The sequence below is a fragment of the Candidatus Persebacteraceae bacterium Df01 genome, assembly GCA_030386295.1.
GTDB classification, from domain to species: Bacteria; Pseudomonadota; Gammaproteobacteria; order Tethybacterales; family Persebacteraceae; genus Doriopsillibacter; species Doriopsillibacter californiensis.
In genome coordinates this window covers 375,254-388,012 of the sequence record JANQAO010000001.1, presented here as the reverse complement: position 1 = coordinate 388,012, position 12,759 = coordinate 375,254, and the positions used below count along the sequence as shown (strand labels likewise).

Here is a 12,759-nt window from a genome sequence, read left to right as displayed (position 1 = left end):
AAACAATTATGTCTAACCAGTCTGATTCCAATATTCGTCCACAGCCAGACGCCGACATCATTCGTATCATGGACTACGTTTATCGTAGCACACCGTCTGCGCCCGCTTTACAAACAGCACAACTGTGCCTGATGGACAGCATTGGCTGCGCTTTAATGGCGTTGTCGTATGATGCCTGCACGCGCCATTTAGGACCCATCGTGCCGGGAGCAACGCTTGCGGACGGCGCACGAGTGATTGGTACAACGCATCAACTAGATCCAGTAAAGGCAGCCTTTGACAATGGTGCGCTTATTCGCTGGCTGGACTTTAACGATACATGGCTAGCAGCAGAGTGGGGACACCCGTCCGATAATCTAGGCGGCATTTTAGCTACTGCTGATTATCTGTCTCGTCGTGGTGGCGAATTAACCGTAGCCGATGTACTGGAAATGATGGTTAAAGCACACGAAATTCAGGGAGTTCTAGCTCTGGAAAACAGTTTCAATCGTGTTGGCTTAGACCACGTAGTTCTAGTGAAAGTGGCTTCTACCGCTGTGTGTGCCCGCTTGCTGGGCGCCAACAAAGAACAAGCCGTTGCCGCCATATCGCACGCATGGGCTGACGGGCAGTCATTACGCGTGTATCGTCATGCACCCAACACAGGCAGCCGTAAATCATGGGCGGCGGGAGATGCCACTAGCCGCGGTTTGCGTTTGGCACTCATGGCAATGGCGGGAGAAACGTCCATCCCTGGAGCACTGAGCGCGCCAACGTGGGGATTTTCCGATGTATCTTTTGGTGGAAACCCCTTGGTTGTTAATCGAGAATATGGTTCTTACGTGATGGAAAATATATTGTTTAAGGTGTCTTTTCCAGCAGAATTTCACGCTCAAACTGCTGCTGAATGTGCCATGCGGCTGCATACATCCGTCGCTAATAAAATAAACGACATTGCGCGAGTGCGTATTGAAACGCAAGAGTCCGCCGTGCGCATTATCAGCAAAACAGGTCCTCTGCATAACCCAGCAGACCGCGACCACTGCATTCAATACATGACTGCTGTGCCACTGATTTTTGGCCGCCTCACCGCCGCTGACTATGAGGATACAATCGCCGACAATCCATTAATTGACTCTTTACGCGACAAAATGGAAGTGGTGGAAAATACTCAATACAGCCGCGACTACCTAAATCCAGATAAACGCTCCATTGCCAATGCTGTACAGGTATTTTTTAAAGACGGGACAGCGAGCGAACGGATAGAAATAGAATATCCGCTCGGACACAAACGGCGACGGCAAGAAAGCATCCCACACTTACAAGCCAAATTTGCCGGCGCTTTGGAGTCGATTTTTACGCCACCACATTGTGCAAAAATTGTTGGTCTATTTGCCGATGACGCGCGCCTACACCAATTACCAGTACGCGATTTTTGCGATTTGTTGGCGACAGGAAAAAATTAATTCATGCCAATAAAGCGCGCCTATCAGACGCTTTCACACTTTTTTGCGACAGAAATTGCCGGCGGAATTTGCCTATTTATTGCCGCTTTATTAGCTATGTTAATGGCCAACAGCGAGCTCCGTTCCGCTTACGCGCATTTTTTGCACGTGCCGATTGGCGTGGTACTGGGCGAGCAGACTTTTTCTCTTTCTTTGACGCACTTTATCAACGACGGTCTTATGGCGCTTTTCTTTTTGCTGGTGGGATTAGAAATTAAGCGTGAGTTAGTAGAAGGCGAATTGTCTTCACGGGCGCAAGCAATGTTGCCAGCGGTTGCGGCGGCAGGTGGGATGGCAGGACCAGCACTCATTTATGCCTTTTTCAATTGGGATGATTCAATCGCTATGCGCGGTTGGGCAATCCCCACCGCCACCGACATCGCATTCTCGCTGGGTGTATTGTCATTGTTGGGCAAACGAGTGCCATTGGCGCTCAAAGTTTTTCTTTTGGCAGTGGCAGTTATTGACGATTTAGGCGCAATTGCGATTATCGCGGTTTTTTATACCAGCGACTTGTCAACAGTGCCTCTGCTGCTGTCACTATTGATTATTGTCGGTTTGGGGACTCTTAATCGATATGAAGTTTGTTCACGAACACCATATCTGTTGCTGGGAGGAATTTTGTGGGTTTGCGTACTGCAATCCGGTGTACACGCCACGTTGGCTGGGGTAGCTGTTGCTTTTACTGTACCACTACGGATGACTGGAAACAAAAAATCACCATTGCCGAAGCTGGAACACGATTTGCACACAATGGTAACTTTTTTAATTTTGCCTCTTTTTGCCTTTGCCAACGCCGGCGTCAATTTTTCCGGCTTATCACCGTCGGTATTACTCAATCCGCTGCCGTTGGGTATCACAATGGGGCTCTTGGCGGGCAAGGCCATCGGCATCACCGGCACCGTATGGCTGATGGTCAAAAGTGGCGCCGCAACATTACCGCGCGACTGCTCGTGGCTGGCGATGATGGGACTTTCCCTGCTGTGCGGAATTGGTTTTACAGTGTCTTTGTTTATCGGTAACCTAGCGTTTGCCGAAGGCAACCTTGATATGGTGAACTTTGTCAAACTTGGTGTGATTTTTGGTTCATCCATTGCTGGTGTGTTAGGATATTTAATGTTGCGTTTCATCGCTTTACCCAGTTTATCCCTTGATAAATAGCCGACAGCAGAAAATATTAGTAAAAGCCTGAAAAACAAATCTAAAAAAAGCGGTAATATCACCAACCGTACAAGCTCCTTATGCAAAATATTTATTTTTGCCTGCCAGCTGTTAATCGGCAGTTTGACGAATTTTCTCTAGCTCAATATCAATAACCCTCACTTGCTAAGAGATTAACGTCAACGATAAAAATACCAGTACAGCTACAAAGTTATTCAAATACCTATCCTCTTTTTTAAAAATATCTTTCCCGACGCATTTGATAACCCTCAGTATAGCGCTTGTACATAGCCACAGATAGCGCCATGTTGGCGTGAAGAAAAAGCCAAAAAACGCCGCCGACGGTGACCGCTTTCAACCATAGTTCATCAATATCCCAAGGCAGAACGACGGAGGCAAAAACAAGCAACCCATTATTGATAAATAAAGAGCAAAAAATAATTTCTAAAATTTTTGTTTTTGTCAAGTCCATGGCTTCGTGCGTACTTAATTGCCAACCATCGGCGTATGCCGGTATTCTAATGCATGCACGATAAGCATAAATCCATAATGCCACCATGCCAATAATAAAAAATCCAACAAAAACACGAGAACTAAACAGAACAACGATTATTCCCGTTTGATGAACACTATGCTCTTCCTCAATTTTTGCGTTCGCGCGTTGATAAATCAAGTTTTGTGTGAATTCGGACAAAACTTGAGCTCGGTCGGCCATAATCATAATAAGCACGCCCAGCAACAGAAAAAAAATGCCTATGAAAACAAGAAAATCACTATGAGCTCGCTTCCAAAGCAATGTTTCCATAAAAAGAGGAGGAGCATGTGGGTCTAGCATAAGCCGCATGCTGACAAAGACATAAAGGATACCAAAAAATAAAATGATGCAAAAAGCCCCCAACGCCAGTGGTATGGGCGGCATCGACTCATAAACGTGAAAGTAAGCTGCCGCCAAAACGTCAAATACCAGCAGTGTAGGAACCGCGTAATAGAAAGATTTGGCTGCGTTGTAAACGGCAATGTAAATCGTCTGAAAAATAAGCGCTATCATAAAAACCTTTAAAAAAATTTATCCCAATATTTATAAAACAAAAAAATTAATACTCATTAATCGCCACACCCGCAAGATAATTTGCCATGATGCCCCGTCTATTCCGAATACCTAAAACGGTTTGACAACAACCAACCAGACAACAACTAACAACACCAACGGCGGAATTTCATTAAAAATCCGAAAAAATCGCCCACTGTGTGGCGTCCCGCCTATGACAAAACGCCGCACTACAACGCCACAATAAATATGATATAACACCAGCAGCAGCACCAGCAGCAGTTTTATACCAATCCATCCTCCTTGATAATTTGGCAGCAACAACAATCCACAAATTAACGTCACCACCATTGACGGCAACATAATACGCCAATACAATCGCGATTCCATAAGGCAAAAACGCTGGCGGCTGATGTCATCTTCGGCTTCCGTATGATACACAAATAACCGCGGCAAATATAGTAGTCCCGCGTACCAGAAGACAACGGCGGCAATATGAAGCACTTTAATCGTCAACATAAATATTTAAAATAGCTCCTATAGTGGATTTCTTTCGCCCAAAAATACAATTATCATAAACATCAAGACATTAATCGGGTGTATTGCAAGGCGTAAGGTGCAGTGCATCATCATTATAAGGATGCGCATTGGCAACACTTTCGTTCAGTTCTACTCCCAAGCCGGGTGCGGTAGGAACGGTAACATAACCATCTTCCCACTGCAATGGAACACTAAGAATATCGGCATGGAACCCACCAAATGTATGAATACTTTCTAATATAAGAAAATTAGGTATCGCAGCGGCCAAGTGAATATTTGCCGCCGCTTCTATGGGACCACAATAACAGTGTGGTGCCAATTGCGTATAGTAGGTTTCGGCCAAAGCGGCAACTTTTTTCATTTCTCCGATACCACCCATGCGCCCCAACGCCGGCTGCAAAATAGCTGCACCCCCAGCTTCCAGCAGACGGGCAAACTCTTGTTTAGTGCAAAGACGCTCACCAGTAGCAATAGGAATACGTGTCGCCTGCGCTACTTTTGCCATGGCAGTAGGGTTTTCTGGAGGCACTGGTTCTTCCAGCCATAGCGGATCATATGGCTCCAGCCGGCGCGCCAATCTCAGCGCTGCTGCCGGTGTCATTTGTCCATGCGTCCCAATAAGTAAATCGCAAGAATCGCCCACTGCCTCACGCATTTTTCGCACTATCGTTTCAGCGCGACTGAGTTCTGCCAATGACAACTGGCGCGGATCAAAAGCACTATAAGTATCAATCGGGTCAAATTTGACAGCGGTAAAACCGTGCTTGACATATGCCGTCGCTCGTTCGGCAGCTAAATCAGAATCAGTGTACACGCAGCCGGTATCGCCGTCTTCAGGATAAAGATAAGAATAGCTACGCAGCCGTTCGCGCACTGGCCCTCCCAGCAATCGACATACCGGTTGTTCCAGCGCTTTACCAACTATGTCCCAACAGGCAGTCTCCACCGCACTCAATACAGCAACCAACGACGCGTCCGGACGTTGCGTGTAATTACGCGAATACACAATACGGTACAGTCGTTCAGTGGCAAATGGATCAGAACCAAATACATGACGTTCACAAACATCGGCAATCATTGCTTCCAATGCCTGCGGATGAAATGGTGCACCGTACAATTCGCCGACACCGCTGATACCGTTGTCGGTAGTGAGTTTGACAAATACCCAATAGCTTCCTCCCCTTGACGGTGGCGGATTTGCAACAACAAATGTTTTAGCGTCAGTGATTTTCATAAAAAACAGCAACTCAGAAATTATAGTGTGCTGCCAAAAGGCAACCTGTACCACACTACAAAAGCTGCATTATATATTGAGTACAGCTGCCGCCAGGCTAAGCACGCGGTCTTTTCTTTTCCGGATCATAAAAAGGAAATTTAACCACCACAGCCGGAATGCGTTTTTGATGACCGTCTAATTTACCGACTTCTACTTGAGTACCAATGTCCGCATACTCGATGGCGATACGGCACAATGCCAAATTTTTACCCAACAACGGCGAGCGCACGGCACTAGTAACAATGCCCACCTGTTGGCGACCGACGCGCACACAATCACCGTGCAATGCCAATTCTTCTCCCGCCAACTCCAATCCAACAAGTACGCGTTGCGGATTTTCACAGCGGCGCAACAAAGCATCGCGACCAATAAAATCGTCATTTTTTTGCGCAGGTACTGCAAAACCGATTCCAGCTTCATAAGGATCCGTCTGGTCATCAAATTCATGGCCAGCGAAAATCAATCCCGCCTCCACACGAACCATATCTAGCGCCGTCAATCCCATCGGCACGATACCGTGTGGTGCTCCGGCTGCCATAACTTTATCCCACACCGCCGGCGCGTCTGTTGGGTGACAGAAAATCTCATACCCCAACTCACCAGTATAACCCGTACGCGATACCAACACCGGCAATCCGCGCTCATCACCCAACCGCCCTATAGTAAAACGAAACCATGTTAATTCCGTCAACGCTGGTTGATGCGGATGCGTCCATATGATGTCACGCAAAATATCTCGGCTTAACGGCCCCTGTACCGATAAATTGTGCAAATGGTCAGTAGAAGTTTTAACCAAAACATTCAGTTCCAATTTTGCTGCTTGTTTGCGCAACCACTCACCGCCATAATCATTACCTCCAACCCAGCGAAACACATCGTCGCCTAAACGAAATACCGTACCATCATCTATCATCGTTCCGGTGTCATAACACATAGCGGTGTACACCACTTGACCGACAGCAAGCCGCCGCATGTTACGCGTCAGGCAGTACTGCAGCAGTGCTTCCGCATCCGGACCAACAATTTCAAATTTACGCAATACCGATAGGTCAACGGCCACGGCCTTTTCACGGCAAGCCCAATATTCGTCCAGCGCCCCACGAGCAGAAAAACCCGCCGGAAGCCAATAGCCATTACTTTCAACAAATTCCCTCGTCAGTGCTGCCGTACGAGGATGAAATCCAGTCTCTTTTGTCATTTCCGCCTCCGAATCGGGACGCTTGCGAAACCACACCGAACGGCGAGCACGCAACGATTTATCATAAGTACGAAGGTGTATGTCTGTCGGATTCCAGCCGTTGGCTGGATCTATATCATCCGGGCAAGCAGATGACACGCACACCAAGTCAGTCAATGCCCGCAGTAAAACATAGTCACCGGGACGCGACCACGGCTCATCCGAACAAAAATTTTCGCCGCAGTCTATATTCGTATTAAAAAAGAAATTCATCGCCATCCAGCCTTGCCGCGGCTCCACTCCATAAGGCTCAAGCTCAGTATTAAAATTATCAGAACAATTAACGTGCCCAGGATAGCCCATATCTTCATAATATTTAGCACAACAAGCGATACCAAAAGCATCATGGCGGTTGCAAGTGTCCTGCACAATTTCTACCAGCGGCTCAAAATTGTAATCATAATATTTGGCATGCACTCCCGGCGTCGGATATGCGCGCCTCATAAGCGTCCGGCTGACAGTCAAATCCAAACAGCGCTCCTTACCTTTTTCCAATGCTGCCAGAGAGAACGCTTGAAAATCAGCGCATTGGCGACCTTCCACATCAATAAGCTGAATCCAATCGCCCGCATTAACGCGGTAAGCCTTGGCAGTAGCGCTGTGCACGCGGCAATCCAGCTTTGGCTCCGCTAAAGGTTCGGGCAACGGCGGAGAAATATTTTCAGCAGCAGTGTGAGCGCGCTCAACAAACGCCAGCAAAGGCGTAGGTGGATGAGATTCATCCACTATCATGTTATCCCCCGGCGCAGCGATAACAACAAACGCGTCATTACTCGCAACAAAAACAGCTTCGACACCGGCTGGACTTTCTTTGCCAAAGCAATCAATAGAAACAGCACTATTTAAATTAATGCCGGTTTTATCCAACACAGTCTGTAAGCGATTACCATACGCAAGCATTTTTTTTAGCCCCTCGGCACGACCATTAGCTGCGGTGTCAAGCAAGCCCGAATCACAGTCTCCTTGTGGACGAAAGGGCACAATTTCCGCTGGCTGACCACCTTCAACATCTACCAGCCGCAACGTATCGCCACTAAACAAACGTAATACCAACAATCCAGCACCGGCAACTTCATAACGCTCCGTGCCGGTTGGTAACGCCGTAATTCCAGGATGATACACACGTTGTGACTCTCGTATAAAACGAGGCGTGACGGTTTTTTCTAACATAACATAAATAATAGCATAAAGACAGACCCTGCGATTTTCAAAACATTAATGTTGCTTAAAATCTCAATATGTTATCGTGATTTAAGAGTTATATTCCTAACCGCTTAATGGTTTCGTTTAACACACTATTGTCGGGTTCACGCACTGCCGCCTCCTCAAATATTCGTTGTGCTTGATGTTTATTGCCCAGCATCCAATGCACTTCGCCGAGATGAGCGGCAATTTCGGTGGGAGGCGGCGAACCTTTTGCCGCAGCTTGCTGCAAAAAATTAAGTGCTTTCAATAATTTGCCTTGCCGATACAGCACCCAGCCCATGCTATCTAAGATATTTCGGTCATTGCTGTCAATACTCAGAGCGCGTTTGATATATTTTTCTGCTGTTTCTAAATTGCGATTATGGTCGGCCATCACATATCCCAGCGCATTCCAGCCATCAGCGCGTTGCGGATGTAGCCGCGTCATTTCCCGTAGCGTGTCTAAGGCACCATCAATGTCTCCGATGCTTTCTGCAAGCAGCGACTGGCTATAAAGCAAATCAGGGTTCTCCGGTGAGGTTCGACGTGCTGCAACGATGCGGTCGTACGACGCTTTCACGCCTTCCATTTCTTCCAATAAATTCGCTGCCGTCATTTCGCGCAACATAAATTCATGATCGTTAGCGACGGCAGATTTATTGAGAATGTCAAGCGCTTCTTGAAAATTTCCATTATTGCGAGAAATTCGAACCAGTCCCAAACGAGCATGAAAAAACTGTGACGAAATTTTTTCATAATATCTTTCAGCGCGCACCAGCATTCCCAAGGACTCAAAAAATTGCCCAGTCTGCAATGCGGATTCCGATGCAACAACAACAGCTTCCAGCAACGGTTGTCGCCAATTTACATTGCCTTCAGAAAACAGCCGGTAAGCATGGACTAAAGATGCCTCGGTACAACCGTCCGCCCAGCCAGCACAGCCGGAATCACGGTATTTTTCCAATTGCGCTAGCGCCGGAGCGGAATTTCGAGCAGAAAGCCCTGCCAGCCTCGCCCGCAAAAGATAAAAATCTATTTCTTTTCCGCCTCGTTTGAGCCCTTCTGCAATGGCACTTTCCGCCAATGCCCACTCCTCCGCCACAAGAGCCAAATTTACTACAAACAGTCGCCCCTCTACCGTCTGACTCAACTGGCGATTACCAATTGCTGCGGCTTGCTGCTTGTCGGGAGCTCTACGTAATAATTCAAATAATTCTTCATCAGTTGCCTGACCCGCAAGTTTAGCTAAAATCAATTCGGCTCGATGATAGCGTTCCTGCCATAATAAAATAGCAGTTTGCCAATTCAATGCCGCCTTGCCGCCGCCAAAATCTTCCCACTGCCGAGCGTATTTCAATGCTGCTTCAGGCATTTTAGCGCGCCATGCTTCTTGTGAGGCATCGCGCATCAAATTCGCATCTTTCAAAATTTTTCCCAATCGGGCAAAAGTTTCCGCCGCTTCATCGTGCCGACCGTTGGCAGACAAAAACAAAGCACGCATGGCATCCGTCATGTTGTCGCCGCTATTAGCCACTGCCACTGGCGTAAGAAACAACAGAAAAGCCAGCAAAATACGCAACATTTTTTTCATAAAGCGAATAACCCAAAGGTGGCCAAAGACGGATTTGAACCGCCGACACAAGGATTTTCAGTCCTCTGCTCTACCGACTGAGCTATTTGGCCACTTGCCAACAGGAAAATAGTATTATATATTTTTTACTATTCGCTAGAAGGATATACTGAAAAAGACATCCAGATTAGGAAGTTTAGGCATTACCGAAGTAATGACAGCTATGCTGTCTCTTGCGCCAATCTTGCGGCAATACCACAATAATCACGCGGGGTCAGCGCTAACAGGCGCGCTTTAGCGCCATCACTAACTGGCAATTTGTGAATGAACGCCTGTAACCGTTCTTTATCTACGGTTGCACCGCGGGAGAATTCTTTGAGTTGCTCGTACGCATTGTCACCGGCGTTTTCCGCGCGAATAACTGTTTGCACGGCTTCTGCCAACACCTGCCAGTTAGCATCCAAGTCGTTTTCTAGCACTTGCCGATTAAGGGTTACTCTTTGTAGTCCACGCAAAACGGCACTCCAAGCCAATAATGTGTGACCAAAGGCGGTGCCGATATTGCGCAAAACGGTAGAATCGCTCAAATCACGCTGCCAACGGGAAACCGGTAATTTGTCAGAAAAATGTGAAAACAAAGCGTTAGCGACACCGATATTGCCCTCGGCATTTTCAAAGTCAATAGGATTGATTTTGTGCGGCATCGTGGAAGAGCCGACTTCGCCCGCCACAGCCTGCTGAACGAAATAATCTAGTGCAATGTAGCCCCACATATCGCGGCAAAAATCCAGCAAAATAATGTTAACACCGCGCAGCAAACCAAACAAATCGGCTAAGTCATCATAAGGCTCAATCTGCGTGGTGTGAGAAGCAAACCGTAATCCCTGCGATTCCACAAAAGTTTTGGCAATACGCGGCCAATCCAAATCCGCCCGAGCAACAATGTGAGCGTTGTAATTTCCTACGGCGCCGTTCATTTTTCCGGGTAACCGACAAATAGCAATTTTTTGTGCCCGCGGACTCAGACGGGCTGCAAAATTAGCAAATTCTTTTCCCACCGTAGTCGGTGATGCTGGTTGTCCGTGTGTGCGTGCTAGCATTGGCTGGGTAGCACATTTATCAGCGCGCTGTCGCAGTGCACTAATAATATCTGCTAATGCCGGCGACATGGTTTCTTGTAGGGCACCGGTAACCATCCGCGCCAGCGCGATATTGTTAATATCCCACGATGTGCAGCCAAAATGTGTCAGTGGGCACAACTCCGTTAGCCTCAGCTCCTGCAGACGTGTGGTCAACCAATATTCCACCGCCTTAACATCGTGCCGCGTAGTTTTTTCAATGTCCTTAATAGCCGCTGCAGCATTGTCATCCACAACAATGCTATTCAGCTTTGCTAAATCTGTATCGCGAGAAAAATCAAACAGTGGCGCCAGCGTTTTAAGCCACGCCAGTTCAATTCCCGCTCGCTGGCGAATGAGTGCGCTTTCACTAAAATGCGCCGCCAACGGCGCAACTTGTTGCTTATAACGCCCGTCTAAAGGACTGAGTGCACCAAGCAAAATACTCACGATTTAGGCACGTTGTTATTCGCCGCTGGCAATTTTTCTGTATTCGGCGTGATACCACGAACGCTACTGACCAACCGACTACCGGCGGACTCGGCACGTCGTACGCTACGCCACGCTGCACTCACTTGGTCTCCAACTTCGCTAAGACGATTTTCAAAATATTGTGCCTCATGCATGATACCGGAAACCGATTCACTTATTTGCTGTAGCTGCTGTTGCGCTCGATAATCTTTAATAGCCATATTGGCGGTGTTGAGTACGGCCAGCAACGTGGTGGGTGACACCAGCCAAATGCGACGTGAAATTGCCAGTTCAACGGCATCACGATGGTCGGCGTGAATGTCGGCAAAAGCGGCTTCGGAAGCAACAAACAACAACGTGTTTTTAACATCCGCCACACCTTTCATCTGTTCAGCGACATAATGGATACGCTCCGTAACATCCTTTCCAAAAGCCACTCTTTTTTCGTCCCGCACAACAGCGCTAACATCGGCAGCACGGGAATCAATAAAAGTCTGCAACGGCAAATCGGCGTCAATCACAACGGTTTCCCGCGGTTCAGCAAAACGTACCAGCGCTGCCGCCTTGTTGCCATTGGTCAGCGGCGCATCCAGTTGGTAGTGTTCCGAAGGTAGTGTTTGCGCTAGCAAATCGGACAGTTGTTGACGGGCAGGTGGAAGCCCGGCAGTATCATTGCGTACTGCTAAAATCCGTGACAGCGCTTGAACATTATCACCAAAGTCAAGCATGCGAGTACCGGCGGCAGATAGTTCGGACAATTGTTCACGCAAATTGCCAATAGAACCCAATGCTTCCGACCAGCGCTCCCGAATGCCGGCGTCCATCTTGTTTTCTAGCAACGCCAGTTTAGCGTCCACTTCTGCAGTAAGGCGGTCAACCGCCTGCGCCACCGTTTCTGACATGGAAGCTACCGCGGCTTGAAGTTGGTCGCGGTCTTTGCGGGAATCGGCGGCAATGTCCACCAACGCCTTATCTCGCATATCCTGCAACTGTGCACGAATACTTTCTCCAATGGTGGCAAATTGATCATGCAAGTACATTCCTTGCGTTTCCGTATCCGCTTGCAGTTTCTTTAGGGCGTCTTTGACATCGGTGTTTGCTCCCAATTGCCGACACGCATCGGTGATTCCTTCCAAATGTACCTGCGCCCCCTGAAGCATTTGCTGTGTTTTTTCGGTAAGTGCGGTAAGCTCCAATCTTATTTGCTTCGCCTCGCGTTTTTGAGTTATTTCAATTACCGATTTTATTTCCTTGAGGGCATGTACTTCCATTTCATCAATACGCTGGGTAACGGTGGATCTCACTTCTCTCACTTGCACTGAGGCCCTTTTTTCTATGCTGGAAGTCTTGCTAATCAAATACAGTAACAAAAGCAGCAACAAAAGCATACCGCTCAAAGCAAGGGCAGGGAAATTTTCAATTAATCCAATGATAACTTGCATGATATTTTTTGTTCCCCGCACCTAAAAAATGCGGTTTCTAATTTTATACTATGCTGATAACTATTTTCATGATTATGCGGAATCCTTCCACATAATAAATCATAACACCCAAAAGCATGGCGCAATCAAAATACCACATTTCTACTTTTCGGCTTTGACAAAAACATGTGCAAAGTCAACAATTCGTGTCGTAGCATTAATTTAGGAGATAGTTATAGAATACGGTC

General features: G+C 47.4%; 9 protein-coding genes and 1 tRNA gene. 2 read left to right on the top strand and 8 right to left on the bottom strand.

Translation table 11 applies throughout. The annotated features are described in order from the left end of the window. Positions 1-8 precede the first annotated feature (8 nt). Both NQX30_01895 and nhaA read left to right on the top strand, forming a co-directional pair. Positions 9-1,445, top strand: coding sequence for a bifunctional 2-methylcitrate dehydratase/aconitate hydratase (locus NQX30_01895; protein MDM5147133.1), 1,437 nt, complete (start codon positions 9-11; stop codon positions 1,443-1,445). 3 nt (positions 1,446-1,448) lie between these two features. Further along, positions 1,449-2,645 (top strand): Na+/H+ antiporter NhaA, encoded by a 1,197-nt coding sequence (nhaA, locus tag NQX30_01890; GenBank protein ID MDM5147132.1) that lies wholly within the window; start codon positions 1,449-1,451, stop codon positions 2,643-2,645. 235 nt (positions 2,646-2,880) lie between these two features. Here nhaA and NQX30_01885 read toward each other — a convergent pair whose 3' ends face one another. The 8 genes from NQX30_01885 to NQX30_01850 form a co-directional block, all read right to left on the bottom strand. Further along, positions 2,881-3,693, bottom strand: coding sequence for a hypothetical protein (locus NQX30_01885; protein MDM5147131.1), 813 nt, complete (start codon positions 3,691-3,693; stop codon positions 2,881-2,883). Positions 3,694-3,804: 111 nt separating this feature from the next. After that, on the bottom strand, positions 3,805-4,218 hold the full coding sequence (locus NQX30_01880; protein ID MDM5147130.1) for a CopD family protein: 414 nt from the start codon (positions 4,216-4,218) through the stop codon (positions 3,805-3,807). A 64-nt stretch (positions 4,219-4,282) separates the two neighbouring features. Next, the gene (locus NQX30_01875) at positions 4,283-5,467 is read right to left on the bottom strand and encodes a mandelate racemase/muconate lactonizing enzyme family protein (protein ID MDM5147129.1); all 1,185 of its coding nucleotides are present in this window, start codon (positions 5,465-5,467) and stop codon (positions 4,283-4,285) included. A gap of 97 nt (positions 5,468-5,564) precedes the next feature. After that, positions 5,565-7,916 carry an aminomethyltransferase family protein gene (locus NQX30_01870; GenBank protein ID MDM5147128.1) on the bottom strand — a complete coding sequence of 784 codons (2,352 nt, stop codon included), beginning with the start codon at positions 7,914-7,916 and terminating at the stop codon, positions 5,565-5,567. Positions 7,917-8,004: 88 nt separating this feature from the next. After that, on the bottom strand, positions 8,005-9,522 hold the full coding sequence (locus NQX30_01865) for a tetratricopeptide repeat protein (GenBank protein MDM5147127.1): 1,518 nt from the start codon (positions 9,520-9,522) through the stop codon (positions 8,005-8,007). 19 nt (positions 9,523-9,541) lie between these two features. Next, positions 9,542-9,614: transfer RNA gene (locus tag NQX30_01860), tRNA-Phe, on the bottom strand. Between the two features lie 108 nt (positions 9,615-9,722). After that, positions 9,723-11,072, bottom strand: coding sequence for an adenylosuccinate lyase (gene purB / locus NQX30_01855; protein MDM5147126.1), 1,350 nt, complete (start codon positions 11,070-11,072; stop codon positions 9,723-9,725). Beyond that, positions 11,066-12,532, bottom strand: coding sequence for a DNA recombination protein RmuC (locus tag NQX30_01850; protein MDM5147125.1), 1,467 nt, complete (start codon positions 12,530-12,532; stop codon positions 11,066-11,068). Before NQX30_01850 ends, purB begins: the two co-directional genes overlap by 7 nt. Positions 12,533-12,759 lie beyond the last annotated feature (227 nt).